Here is a 14,986-nt window from a genome sequence, read left to right as displayed (position 1 = left end):
AGAAGCCTCTTTATAGAAGCTTCTCAATTGTTTGCATTATTGTATTTTCTTAAGAATTTCTTCGATCAACTGCTGCTGCTTTCGAATTGTTTCCTCTAAATCTTCAATCTTTTTATTCTGGTTTACATTTGGAGGTGGTTCCAAGGGATCAGCAACACTTTTTTCAATAAAATCCAATCCTTGAACAATTCCATCTTGAACAATGACCTTGATCTTTGAGTATATGATTATTTTTTCTCTAAGGCTCATTCCAACTTCATCCTTAGTATTCTCGTCAACACAATACTCACCAAAATCCTCAAATGAAAGATCTGGACAATTGTATTTTAGACAAGCATGATACAACCCAAACAAAGAGGGATCTATATTAATGCCATCACAATCAACATAATGAACAACTTCATTCGTGTCTTTTCTATAAGCTATTAAAATCATCACCAACACATCCAATTTAATCTAATGTTTCGGCTCTCACTATAATTTGTCTGATATAACTCCACTTTTAGATACACTTCGCCATCAGAAACAATCTCAAGCCACGCATCACGTATATTCATATAGTTCCACCCCAGTGATCCAGGAGATACCAGATAAGTCCCGCTTCCGTCTGCATATCGATTATCAATAAATTGACTTCCGTAATTAATTGCCCATTTAGGTTGAGAAGTATTGTTGCAAGGATCCTTTAGGCCAAGAAATAGAGTTGCTCCATAATTCGGATGATCATCAGTAGTAGTAAGACTTGTTGCAGAAGAAATAGATACATTTGCAATGCGCTTACCTTGACCAATGGGTAGAGCGATAATATAATTTTGACCAGCAGATAACCCAATTGTACTTGCCCATGATCCGTAGCTTCCCGATGACGTTGCCAAGAGTGATTTTTGAATTGTGGTAGAATATTTGCCTCCTGTAGAAACTTTATCGATTACTTTCAATGCACGTTCGTCCCGGAAATCTGGATGCATAATAACATAATTTCCGTAAGGCTTCTTCGCCCGTGCATTTCCTCCACACAATACTACTCCAAGTATTACAGCGTTAGCATCAATACTATTTCGTGGATTTGCTGGATATGCGCTGATATTCCACTCATCTACAATTCCTGCCGTAGTACCTGCAACCATATAGGTAATATTTCCGGCACTATTAACATAGATTACTCGATATTGCCATCCATCATAATCATTTACCACATCTACAGATACAGGCATACTTAAATAAGTATCATTTGGAAGATTAACATAAGTACCATTTTTAAGAATTGCACTTCCTGCTTTTATATACAAGACTAGGGTTCCACTTGGACTACTATCCCACAAGTACGCGCCATTATCTAAGGCAATAAATGAGGAGCCTGTGGTTCTGATAGTGTTGTTTGAACTATTAAGAGAATCATATGTAATAGTATTAAAAAAGCCGTTTCCAGGCATATATAATGTCCCAGACCAAGGCAGACCAGCGACCGTATTTAATTGTAAGTATGTGTTAGGTTCTCCCCTATCTATATATGGCCCTATATACTGTACTTCAACAAAATTATTCCTTGCAAAGCTGCTAATGCCCATTGTTAGCCCCGTTGTAATCCCCCATCCAGAAGTCTCAAGTGGATTAACTCCGCGACCATCCATTACAAGCCTACCAGCAGAGTCATACATTTTAACGTTACCACCACGGATTTCCAAACCACTTCCGTTTAACTTTGAAGTACTACCATCACTATTGGTTACTTTTATACCATCTACGGAGTTAGTTTCGACATTCTGATATTTTTGTCCAAGTTGAACTCCATTGTTAATAGCATCAGCATTTCCTGACTCAACATAAGCAGTAGCTTTATCGCCTACTTCAAGTTTTATGTTATCAGCAAACAAATAGCTGTTTACTTGACCAGCAGTAGTTACGTCCTTGTTAATATGTACTCTTATTTTCGTTGTACCTGCTGGGGCAACACTAGATATTTTCAATACAGCAGCGGTAGATGGATCGTTTGTTTTTGAAACCTCGTTATTTAGCAACCATTTCCCGCTAGCATCCATGAAAACCATTTGTATAAATCCAGTACATCGATGTGTACCTAATTTTCCCGAAAGAGTATATGTCTTATTGGGAGTAGCGCCTAAATAGTCCTGATAATAAACACCATTTGTATTAGTTGTTGAACTACCCGAATTTATTTCAAAACTCGAATTTCCGGCAATCGTCCAAGATGAATCACTCACTCTTCTAGTGAAAGTGCAAAGGTTACTTGGTTGCCATGTAATCCAACCATCGGGAACATTAGTACCTGATTTTCCTGTATATATCTCGGCTCCACCATTTTGAAGCAGACTTACATTTGGAGAAACGGCATAGTCGTAAGCATTGTCCGCTAAAGATTTGGCAGCATCAGAGATTACTTTGAGCAACTTTGTTTTTGCATCATAATAGTTCTTAAAATTTGTTCTAAAAGTTGAACCAACAATGTCACTTGTTACAGCAAGATTCGTTAACAGAGGAGTGATATACGTGTTTAACGTGTTATAAGCTGCTGTATAAGTCGTCTTCTCAGTCGCAATTCCATAAGTAGTGGCTTGACTTTCAATAGTTGTCTTCTCTGAAACAATAACATCCCATTCAAGCTTTGTTGATGACTTTTCAATCGGGGTTAGCTTATCATCTGCGGCAATTTCTGCAAGCTTGGCATTAGCTGTAGTGTCCGTATACGTTTTAGCATTCGACTCACGGACAGAGGCAACCTTATTAATTAGAATAGATTTTGTGCTTTGAACTGATTCAAACTTACCCTGAATAGATGTTCTGTTTGCAGATGTTATAGTTATTGGATACACTGATTTATTAATCCAATTGTTCATTTCCGTCTGTAAATTGGTAATCGCCGTGGAATAATTCGTCCTTTCTGTCGCAATTGATAAAGTACTAGCAATTGCAACGATATCCTCGGATTCCTTAACGACTTGATTTAACGAAATCTCTAGAGCATTAGCCTCTGATAATGTTAGTTTATTATCACTTGAAAAATCACTAATTTGAGTTGAAAGTGTAGATAGCGAATTTTCCAATTCTGTAATTTGTTGATCGGCATAAGTCTTTGAGTTTGCTTCTCTTACTGCTGATATCTTATTAATTAATATGGATTTTGTATTCTGCACATTTTCAAATTTAGACTGTACATTAGTTCGATCTGTAATAGTGATAGCCAACGGGTATGACTTATTAATCCATTTATTTATTTCTGTAGTCAATGCCGTCAAAGCAGATGAATAATTTGTTCTTTCTGTTGTAATGGATAAGCTTGAAGCTATACTTATAATATTTTCAGATTCCTTAACCACTTGACTATACGAAAGCTCTAAAGCATTTGCTTCAGCCAACGTGATAGATAAATCACTTGAGAATGTGACGATCTGAGAGTTAAGGCTAGTTAAAACTGTATTGACATCAGATATTTTGTTATCAATATAACCACTAACATTCATTTGTCTAACCAAAGAAATTTTGTTTATTAATAATGACTTAGTATTCTGGACAGTCTCAAATTTTGTTTGTATGTCCGTTCTCTGAGCTGCTGTAATAGCTATAGGATATGTAGTTTTATTAATAAAAGCAGAAATCGAAGTACCTAAGTTTGTTAAAGCAGTACTGTATGCTGTTTTTTCTGTCGTGATTGCAAGTCCAGCAGCAACAGTGATTACATCCAAAGACTCTTTTAACACCTGACTATATGAAAGTTCCAAAGCGTTAGCTTCAGCAAGCGTAATGTTTAAATCACTAGAGAATGAATTAATTTGAGCATTCAAAGTAGTTAGAGTACTGTTTACTTCAGATATTTCTGTATCTATGTAGGAAGTAGTATTTGATTGTCTAATCGCAGCTATTTTATTAATTAACTTTGATTTTAAGTCCTGAACAGTAGCAAATTTGCTCTTTATAGCATCCCTTTGTGCAGTCGTAATGTTTTTGGGATATGTGGTTTGATGAAGCCAATTTGCAGATAGCTCATTATCTAAGTTCACCAATGCTGTGGAGTATGCAGTCTTCTCTGTTGTGATACCCAGACTTGTTGCAACCATAACTAAATCTTCTGACTCTTTTTTAACCTGTGTTAGAGCATTATCTAACGAATTTGCCTCAATAGAAGTAATTACTTTATCAGTAAACAGTGTATCAATGTTACTATCTAATTGGTTTAAACTATCATTCACTTCTTGTATTTGTAAATCTATATACGGTAAAGCATTATAAGCGCTATCCCATTCGACAATACGTGAGGAATCCACATTTTGTCCATCAATAGTACCAAGTACATTTCCGTAAAAGGGAACTGTAGATGATGGTTGATATGGGTTTTCATTTGCATATAGAGACTTTATCGTATTGGAGGTTAAAATACCCGTAGAAACGATATCTTCGTCCACTCTACGGTAAGCTTGAATACCAAAAGTATAGTATCGATTTGCTGGAACACCACTAATTAGGATTGCCCTTTTATCAGCAGCGACTTCGCGACGATCCTCTTTAGCAATGGTAGAACCAAATGTGTATTTTTCATTAGTGGTTAATGTGCGCAGATAAACAATAAACCCATCAATATTGTATTCATCTGCTTGAGAATTCGAGGGATTAAATTTCCATTCAAAGCTAATATCAACCGATCCATCTGTATTTTGCACATGGTCAACAGCTGTACCGTCATTAGCAATTATTGGATCTGCTGGAGGTACACTAATACGGTCATTTCGAGTATTGAAATTATAGGTTAAATTCTCTAAGGCTATTTTTGCAGCCTTTTGGGATTTTTCGGTTTCCGCAAATTTAAGTAGCTTCTTAAAGTAGCGTGTTTCAGATGTATCCCTCTTTTTGATGTCTTTAATTTCAATTTGGATGCTTCCGTTGTCAAAATCATATTCAATAGATGAAAGATTAGCTTTCGTATTCACTTTCAACTTATCACTATATATCGTAACTTGATCTCCGATTAATAATTTATCCCAATTCTTTTGTTCAGATAAACATTGAAGAAAGTTAACAATATCAACAGTGAGATCAATCACAGGGCTTCGTTTCAATGCTAATTGTTCCAAGCCATATTCGTATAGCTCAAGTTCATCACTAATATTACTCTCAGAGATTTCCCCCTCTTGAATATAGTTCAAGATTAGTTCTTGATACTGAGCGTTAGTGAAATTAGAAAGATACGATAGGTTTAACTTGAGTGCTTCAATATTGTTATTTACAGAAGTGATTTGACCATTTACTGTATTAATCTCAGTTTTCTTATTTACTATCTGGGCCTCTTTTGTCGTCTTCTGTGTCTGTAGTGCAGTAGTGCTTTCACCAGTTTCTTGTTTAACAGCAATGTTGTCTAGTATGATCTTCAATTCAGTATTAAGCACAGTCAATTCATTCGTTTTGGTCGTGAGCTGAGTTTGAAACCCATTCAGCTGCGTAAGGAAATTATTGAAATCATTTTTCCTTGAGTCTATCTTAATCATAAAGTCCATAACTGCATGAGCTAAGTCATCTTCCATATAATTCGACTGCTGAATAACTGTTCTGTTTGCATCTCGTTCAAACGGATAGAGATAATGTGAATAATCAATTAAGTATCCTAATCCTGTAGGATTATAGGCATGGATACCAATGTCATCAGCTCCCGTTACTCTGAGGTGTGTGTAAACCTCATCATAATTCTCTTCATACTGTAAATTTTCTAGATATTTCCCATATAAGAATCTTAGCCCTCTGTCCGTACCAACATTCCCTGGGTCATACATATTAACGGTGCGAAGAGTATTGTTGTAGATTAATATTGCTCCATACTTTTCAGCAACATCATTGATAAAATCCAACTTATTTGCAGAAGACACATCAAAGGAGCGATATTTAGCAAGCAGTTCACTATCAATTTCTCCAACTTTCCAGCCCGTCTGATCCAATGCATCGTTTAGAACAGATACAATTGAGGCAGCATCAACCGAATAATTTTGAAGTCGTTTATACTTAAGCTGATAGGCAAGTGAATAGCATTTCACATTGTAAGAATCGTCATCCATATTACGAGTTATTTTATCAATAATCATCCATTCTTCAAATTTACCAAGATTGAGTTTCATGGTGAATCGTTCTTTGATTTTCTTGATATTTGGATTTTCAACAGGTTCCATTTTTTTATCTACCATTAAGGGAAGAGAGAAATTGAGTTCATGAACACCCGACAAAACAATCTTTAATACCTTATCACTTGCTTCTCTCAGATTAGGAGATATGACATTTTTATTGGGTTTAGCTATCCACATTTTTAGGTCATACGGTTTTTGGGATAAGTTAATACTTTGAAACAAACTTTCTCACCTCTTTTACTTCAGGAATTTAAACCGTGATCTGAATTGAATTTTGCATCCACCATAAATTTTTAATTTATTTATACCTCGTGGATAAGAAATATAATCCGTAGTTACATTTTCATAACGGTACGTATTAGGAATACTAGTTTCAATTTCTTGATTCTCATTATCGATGGTGACAGTTTCACCATTCAGAATACTTTCAACTTTAAATTCGCGTCCTCCATCACTATAATTAACAATTTGAATATCTCCATTTCCAACTTTGATAATTTCGATATCTGGAGTGTCTTCAACATCGCCTTCATTTATATAGGTAATATCAGTCCCAGACGAAGGATTGCTAGAGAGATCATATTGTTGAGTTGTGTAGACTGGAGAATAAATATACTGACTAATATTTTCAAATTCGAGATTAATTACACCTTGCTTCAGAGAGTTATGCAATAAGGTAGGACTCCCCGTGTACATAACAAAATATATTTTATTAGGATCTTCAGAGAATGACATTTCGCAAAAATATGGTTGTCTTAGCCATCGCGCAACGGCTCGAATATTCTCGTCATCCCAAGGATTCTCGAACCCAAATGTAACTTTTAATTTTAAAGGTTCATCAACTACTTCTTGTAAATAAGGAATCTCATTCCCTTTTACCCTTTTACGTTCGAGAGACCTTTCAGAGTAAAATTGTTCTTCTTTTAATCCTGTCTCCATACTACAATTTATAATTCCATACTTTTTTGAAGTTTCATTATTAAAAATAAAATAAGTACTTTCTGCGATTGCCATAATAAAATCCACCTCTTCTCATAGTAAAAAGAGGTGGGAGTTCCACCTCTAAAAATCAAATCCTAATTTATTTAATTCATTAACCATGTACTTTACTGCTGCTTTGCCTTCACGTTTTGTTCCGCCAAAGCCAGGGAAACTAAATGTCACTCCACCTTCAATCATATTCCCTTTTTGCTCGATAACAGTTTTAGAGGAATTAGGGAGGCCAGATAAGTTGGGCACACTTGGAGCGAACCGTCTCAACAAATCATTTGTTACTGATGAATTAGTTAACATATCTCTTAGTTTAGTCATATGGATTGAGGTAAATACGGTTTCACCCTCTTTTAAAATCGCTGGAACTTCACCAGCTTTGAGAGGCTCATCACCAACTGTACCACCTGTATGATAAGTTACCCATTTTGATCCATCCCAGCGCTTACCTTTAATCGCTTCTTGCATTTGTTCCATAACGGGAGTAGAGATAACTGCATTCTTTTCAGCTTGCATCTTATCAATCTCTTTTTGTGATAAAACGTAGTAGTTTGGACTATTCGGATCTACAAGTGAATTACCTGAACTAGTGCTAGTGTTTGATGCACCCAAATTACTAAGATTAATCTTGCTAAGTTCAGACAACTTTGCAATAAGTTCGTTTAGTGTAGCTAGAAGGGTATTCTGAATATTATTGCTTATACTCAGGAAATTAGCGTTCATGGTTGATGCTGCTTCAGACATACGTGTCTGCATGAGACCGATTTTATCTATAAGGTTAGTACTGATACTTGTGCCAATGGAAGCAGTGTTAGCCTGATAAAACACTTTAAGTGCTTCCAACTGTGCTGTAGCATTGGTGTAATTACCAGACATAATCTCCTGTTTTAACTGATAAAAGTTACGCTCATCGTTGATTAAGTTATCATAATATGTCTCTTGAGTTTTCTTTAAATCTTCAAGGAGTTGTTTTTGTGTATCAACTGACTTCTTGTTCGCATCAATTTTCTCTTGTTCTACGGTTTTAGTTTTCTCAAGCTCAGTCTTTTGAGCATCAAGTTCACTTTGTAGGGAATCCTTACGTAGTTCAATTTCGTGTTCGTGCTGTGTCTCAGCAATGTCTTCGAGTTGTTCAGCAAGTTTTTCTTCCAATTGTTTACGTCTAGCTTTGTCAGCCAAATCATCCGAACGTGAGAGCATAGCAATTTGATCACGAGTCTTCTGAGCCTCTTCCTGGGCTTTTGTTAACTTTTTATTATAGGACTCTTCATCTTCTTGATCATCAATTAATTTAATACGAGCAGCATAAACCTCTTCGAGTTTTTTAATTTCCTCATCGAGAGCATTAATCTTAGCATCTTGTGCATCAGTGAAGGCTTCAGATTCTTTATCAATTGCATCTATCTGATTATCAATACTATCAAGGGCGATTTCCTTTTGCTTTTCGTATCCCTCTTTAATAATCGAAACAATATCATCTGCCATTTGCTGTTGTTGTTCAATAATCTTTTTACTGGTATCCCCTATAGATGTAGCGAGATCAATTTGATTTTGGACAGAGGCAATAAGTTGAGTGTTTAGATCCTCGTATTCTTCACTTGTCAGCCCCACAGCACTAATCTGTTTCCGTAATTCTGATTCGACCAGTTGTTCCTGCACTTGTTTTTGTTGTAGGAGATTAATATTGGAAGAAAGTTCACTATTATATGCAGAGAGTGAGCCTGGACTATAAGAATCGTTTAGTTTGTTGGTAAGATTATCCTCAAGTTTGGCAAGTTTACTATTGGATGCAGATATCATTGCATCAATTTTAGTAATGCGTTTCTTAACATCTTCGATACGCTTTTGGTTATAATCTTTATTTGCTTCGTAAACAGCCTTATCAGCTGCAATTTGTTCATCTACAGAGAGTTTGGCTATTTTGCGTTCAGTGGTCCATTTATCGGAGGCCATACGCTTACGTGATTCGAGAACAAATTGAGCAATTTGAAGCTCAGACTTACCTGCTTGCCGCATCTTTTCAGACTCTGTTTCTATGAAATACTCAGATTGATTGAAGTACTGTTCACGGAGATGCGTAGTGGAATTAGTCTGATTAGCTGTTGTATTCTTGATCGTTTCATTATTTTCTACAATAGCAGCAGTAAGTAATTTATATTTATCAAATAATGCTTGCAGATCCTTTTGGGCAGTACCAGTCTTCATCGAGTTGTAAAGTTTAGTAAATGACTGAGACGCTTCACCATCTGGACCAATCCATGAAGCCATTTGATTGTTAGTGTAACCAGATGATTTTTGCAATGCTTGACGATCAGATACGAGAGAAGCATTTGCATTGCTAAGTCGATTAATTGCAATAGTTTGACCATTGATCAGAGTTGTTTGCTGCTTTATTGCTTCTGCATATTGTTTGTTACCTTCAGCAGTTGACGATGCGTTTGAGTATGCCTCGTTAAGTTTTGCTTGAGCTACAGCAAGAGCATTAAGAGCAGCAATACGTGACTCAGTGGCATCCTTAAGTTCGGCCAGGTCTTTGGCAGCTGCATCTTTATCTTTATCCTTTTTAGGATCTTTAGTATCACTAGATGTTCCAGCAGTTTTTAATAGGTCACTACTTGCAACTGCTTTAAGTGCCTCAAGTTCTTTCTTAGCTGCATCAATTGCCTCAAGTGATTTTTGAATATTAATGATATTAGAGGTATCTTGCTGCAGTTTTTTCAGATAATCTGCTGCTCCGTCATCTTCACCAGGCATTTGCATATGCATCATTGTGTAAGTATCTTTTTGCACTTCTTCACGTTTTTGTGCTAGGGCTTGCATCGCTTGAGCAACACTTTTGATACCATCAATCTGGATGTCATATAACCTGAGTTCATTGTTTGTAGCAGTCTCTAACGCTTTAAGTTCAGTTTCTTTTGCTTTAATGACATCATTGATGCCTTGAATTTTGCCATCACGTAAGGCTATTACTTTATTTAAATTAACATCGAGGACACCATTCTCGTATGTAACTGCACTGGCAAAGTCCTTTTCTTTTTCAATTAAGTTTAGAATTTCAGAAGCAGTGAGCTTTTTGCCTTCTCTCAATGTCTCAATTGCAGCATTAAGGGGAGTTACGGCATCTGTAGTATCTTGCAGTGTTTTACTGAAATCAGATGTAACCTTCTCAACGGCTTCAGTGTGATTAGCTACTATTGTCAAGGTGTCTGCTTGTTTACTTAATGCACTATTTGAATCGATAGCAGAAGCAATCATTAAGTCCATTTCATTGCTTGTTTTGCCTAAATTAGATCCTAATACTCTGATATCATCACTTAATTGCTTAACAAGTGGTTGATAAGAGGTCTCTTGTAACTTAGCCAACTTAAAAGCAAAGTCTCCGATTGCAGTGGCTTTCCCGTTGATCTCTTCGGGTGTCAGTCCATCAAGTTTTAATCCCGCAGTAATATTGCTGATTTGCTTTGATATATTGTCATCAATTTTGACATTGTTAATTGATAAGAGACTTGTAACAACTGTATTAAGGCTCTCACGTATTTGCTGTGATGCAGAAGCTGTTTTTTGCTGAAGACTTACCAAATTCATTTCCATTTTATTTAAATCGGAATCACTGAATGGGACAAAAGCCATACCAACGAATTGACCACCTAAAGCCATCTGAGTCTGTAGGTCTAGTATCTTATTTTTAAGTTCTTCAATTTCTTCGATTTTAGTTTGGAAAGAGTCCTCAGCATCTATAACGATTTGATTATTATCTAAGTCAGCTAACTCTTGAGCATATTTCAGTTCTTCCTGAATCGCTGCAGCATTTTCAAGGTGCTTATCACCCTTTTCATCAATGCTGGCAACAAGATTAGGCATCAGTTCGGCAATTTGGTCAACTAGCTCTTTGTATTTGGTTTCTTGCTCGATATCTGTGAAGAGTTTACCACCGTTAGTAGCTTTATCAAGTTCTTCATATTCACCAATCAGTTTCTGGATGCTGGAAGATTGAGTGTTCCAGGAGTCTGCGATTTTCTTTTGCTGATCAGCCAAGGCTTTTTGTTCTTCTTTGGCTTTTTGATGAGCAGTAACTAGTTTTGAGATTGCTGTAGTTACAAGTGCTATTCCGGCTACTAAACCAACACTCATAACCAATTGAAGACCACCAACCGCAATTGCTGCAGCTCTTGTGGAGCCTGTAAATATCTGCATTGACAGTGCTACTGCTCTTAGATCAAAACCAATTACTTTTAATGCAGCTGCTGGCAATGAACGATTAAACAGTAAAAATGCAATCGTAGCAGTACCAACAATAGTCTGTAATCCACCTAATTTATCTGTCACCTTGGTAATCGCTGTAAACAGACTAGTCATCATATCAATAACGCTGCGGATACCTTCAGACTTAAACATGCTACTCCATAAACCCTCAAGTGCTGTCTTCATCGTATTAAGATGAGCCTCTGTCCCCTGTTGGTATAATCCAAACTTTTCTGTGCTTACTCCTGCACTATCCAGAGCACCTTTATACAGATCAACAGATTGTCCGTAATCGTCCATAAGACTGAGAAAACGAGCACTCTGGAACGAACCAGCAGTGGCAGTACTTATATAAGCTTTCTCTCTGCTACTGAGAGTATCCCATTTAGCACCAATCTCATCCATGACCGTACCAAAGTCTCTAAAGTTACCTTGTGCATCGACAAGTTGTACTCCAATTTCACCCAATGCCTTAGCTACATCATTAACTTGTGTTCCATCTTCTTCGTCAAAACCAGTCTCTTTGAGCGATTGCATACGTGCAAGTATGCTCTTGATACTATTCCCAATGGTATATGCACTTTCTCGAGTATTTGCACTGATAGTTGCAATCCATGATGCTGCTTTCTCAAACTCGACACCTACAGCTCCAACAGTACCTCCCGTACGCTGGAAAGCTTCACCAATCTCCGCAGCATCACTTGCCGTAGCGTCTCCCAGGAATGAAAAAACATCGCTCGCTCTATCTGCTGTAACATTCATCGAGTTAATCGCTGCAGTTAATACTTTAGCACTGGTTGCAAAATCTAGATTGCTTATCTTGGCATATTTAATTGCTGTTTCCATTCGGCTAAAGGTTTCTTCTTGAGATAACCCCTGTCTCGCAAACTCAACTGCACCTTTTGCAATCTCACTAGTGGTGATGCCCATCTCCATGCCTAACTCATGAAATTTTGCAGCATAACCTTCTACCTGCTCTTGTCCCTCCATGTAAACAATGGATAGTTCTGTAAATGACTTATTCAATTCATTTACGTAAGAGATTCCCTCACGGAAGAACTGAGTTACACCACTAAATACACTGCCTATCCCAGCATACATAACAATGTTACTAAATGCGCCCTTTAACGAGTCGCCAAAGCTCTTAGCATGACCAGTTCCTTCATTTAATTGACCAATTGTCCGCTTCAGTTCATTATTTAAATTTGTTAATGGAGATTTAAAGTCACCAATATTACTTATCGATCTTAATTTAGTCTCTAACTCATTCAGACTCGCAACAGCTGACGTATTACCACTATATTTAGACTTAGCATCATTAATCTTTTGTTGTGTATTGGCTACAGATTGAGCATAATCTTGATCTCTCTTTTTATTCTGTTGCAAAGCCGTAGCATGTGCTTTATCTAGTGCCTCAGATTTTGCTGCCTGATTTTTTTCAAACTCATATCGCTCTTTAAGTGTGGCTTCAAACTGTTTAGTTCTTTGCTCTTCCTCTTTTAGATTCTTATCAGCAATAGCTTTGCGAATATTATATTCTTCTTTTGCTGTCTGCTCTCGTGCCTTATTAATTGCCTGTTCCTGTGCTAGTGCAGATTGTTGTAGTTTTAAGTATTCTTCTAATTTCGCATAATTTTTAACATAACCATCTGCATCTGTGTTGACTGTTAATGTGCTTCCCGTTGTATCGTTTTTATATGTATTTGTGACATTACTAACCTGACCAGCTTTATTATGATTTACCTTCTCGCTAACCTTAGTATAATTCGCAAGACTAATGCTCAAATCATCTAATGTTTTACGTTCTGCCTCTATTGCTTTTTTACTGGCATCATGTTTTGCTTTTGTCTTTTCAATTATTTCACCATTAGCTAAAACTTGTTGAGTCGTCTTAGTAACTGTGCCATCTAGCTGCTTATATTCTGTAATTGTTTCTTTGACTACCTTTTTTTGAGCATCTAAGTTACTACTTAATTTTTTCGATGCCTCAACAAAACTGTTCATTCCCTTTACAAAACTTTGATCAATCTCAATATTCAACTTTAACTTCTGTAAACTTGGATGTTTTGCTAAACTCTTCAACTGATTATTGATCTCTTTTAGCGAAAGTCCTTCATTGAGCTTCGCTGCAATTAATATACCTAATTCATTTGCCATTATCCTCACTCCTTTTTTAGACGCAAAAAAAGAAGCGAGTCTATTTTCGCTTCCTGTTATTTTCAATATTATATATATTTAGTTTATATAATTTAGGATACTATTTTATTCTTTACATATATGTTAGCTAAATAATCGATTTCTTTCGGTGTCACAAACGTTGTAGGAATAACTCTTGTATTGAACTTGTTACTTTTAACAACATCTTTAACCTCAAAGTAACCATTATCCAAGTAACGTTGTGCTAGTAAGTTGCTGTCCTTCAATAGAATTTTTCGCTTACGCAAATCGGCCATCGTTTTATTACGACCCATTTCAATACCAAGCGTTTTGACCACTGCATTGAACGGAAGAACGTTATTTGCCTTAAATAGTTGATTATAAAGCGATTCTATTTGATTATAGTTCTCAAGGCGCCATTTAGTTTTGTTTAATAAAATTCTATAACTTTCAAAATCGCTGACACCTTATAGATGTCAACTGTTTTGCTAATTATACACTATATTGTTTATCCAGTTCTTCTAACTCTAAATCCCCATCTGTTTTGACTCTCGAAACGTGCCATTGCTTTTTCTACAAAATGAAATCCCTCATATCTTGAAAGCCGATATATATTAACTGATTGACTCCCCCAAGCCCATCCATCATTGATAAGCCCTGCTGGATATCCAGGCTCACCACCAAAAATAGAAGGATGAGTAGATTGAGCCCTATCAAAATAAATACTAATCTGCAGCTCATTCCCTACCATCGTAATAGGACTTACTCTAAGTGAATCACGCATACCATATGTTCGTTCATAGTTAACTGGTTTATAGGAATCATAATATGCCTGTACTTCTTCTTTCAGTATCTTCTCAAAAAGTGATGTAGCTTCCCTCAATGCTTTTCTGATATTTTCTTGACCAAACACCATCTGCTTTCCAGTTGGAGAACTAATTTGTTTAGCCAATTCATTCAAATTATTTACCCACTTCATTGTTTTCAACTGCTGATTCAGAGTCTTGCTTACTCTTATTTACTTCTTCTGCAATTGCCCATTCACCCATAACTGTACCAATGTTCTTACCGAAAGCGTTAATCTTATCATTAACTTTCCTAATCTGTTCTTCTGGGAAATGAGAATAAACCTCATCAATAATACCATTGTTGTATAAATTTTTACTAATGATAATCAGGCTCGCAATATCAGTATTTTGTTTAGGGATAGGAAGACTCGTGAACGATCTCAGAATCAGCGTGGGAAGTAAACTAAGTGTGTCTTTAATCTGAATCTCATCAACTTTATTTAAAGTTTTCAGCTCTTCAATCGCAGCTACATATACCATCACTAAATCGTCAATTTCACTGGGCATGAAGTTTGTATTAATATCAACCTCATATTCTCCGCCCAAAATGTAGATTTTCTTTCTCTCGTTAAACTTCTCACCTAATTTATTCAGTTCTGAAAGTGTAAGTTTCTTTGCCATTATTAT

The 14,986-nt window shown here is 36.3% G+C and carries 7 protein-coding genes; all 7 read right to left on the bottom strand.

The features are described 5' to 3' along the window. Positions 1-36 precede the first annotated feature (36 nt). Positions 37-435 (bottom strand): hypothetical protein, encoded by a 399-nt coding sequence (locus tag MHI42_RS32900; protein WP_342421917.1) that lies wholly within the window; start codon positions 433-435, stop codon positions 37-39. Next, positions 435-6,344, bottom strand: a complete 5,910-nt coding sequence (locus MHI42_RS32895) for a hypothetical protein (RefSeq protein ID WP_342421916.1) — start codon at positions 6,342-6,344, stop codon at positions 435-437. The genes MHI42_RS32900 and MHI42_RS32895 overlap by 1 nt, the downstream gene beginning before the upstream one ends. Before the next feature lie 15 nt (positions 6,345-6,359). Continuing rightward, on the bottom strand, positions 6,360-7,136 hold the full coding sequence (locus MHI42_RS32890) for a phage tail domain-containing protein (RefSeq protein ID WP_342421915.1): 777 nt from the start codon (positions 7,134-7,136) through the stop codon (positions 6,360-6,362). 48 nt (positions 7,137-7,184) lie between these two features. After that, the gene (locus tag MHI42_RS32885) at positions 7,185-13,511 is read right to left on the bottom strand and encodes a phage tail tape measure protein (protein ID WP_342421914.1); all 6,327 of its coding nucleotides are present in this window, start codon (positions 13,509-13,511) and stop codon (positions 7,185-7,187) included. A gap of 92 nt (positions 13,512-13,603) precedes the next feature. Then, positions 13,604-13,906, bottom strand: a complete 303-nt coding sequence (locus MHI42_RS32880; protein WP_342424850.1) for a phage antirepressor KilAC domain-containing protein — start codon at positions 13,904-13,906, stop codon at positions 13,604-13,606. A gap of 113 nt (positions 13,907-14,019) precedes the next feature. After that, positions 14,020-14,490 carry a hypothetical protein gene (locus tag MHI42_RS32875; protein WP_342421913.1) on the bottom strand — a complete coding sequence of 157 codons (471 nt, stop codon included), beginning with the start codon at positions 14,488-14,490 and terminating at the stop codon, positions 14,020-14,022. Continuing rightward, positions 14,474-14,980, bottom strand: coding sequence for a hypothetical protein (locus tag MHI42_RS32870; protein ID WP_342421912.1), 507 nt, complete (start codon positions 14,978-14,980; stop codon positions 14,474-14,476). Before MHI42_RS32870 ends, MHI42_RS32875 begins: the two co-directional genes overlap by 17 nt. Positions 14,981-14,986: the final 6 nt, after the last annotated feature.

Origin of the sequence: Paenibacillus sp. FSL E2-0178, from assembly GCF_038593005.1 — a bacterium.
GTDB classification, from domain to species: domain Bacteria; phylum Bacillota; class Bacilli; order Paenibacillales; family Paenibacillaceae; genus Paenibacillus_AQ; species Paenibacillus_AQ phytohabitans.
Note: the sequence above shows the minus strand (reverse complement) of the source record. Positions and strands in the feature narration are given on the sequence as shown.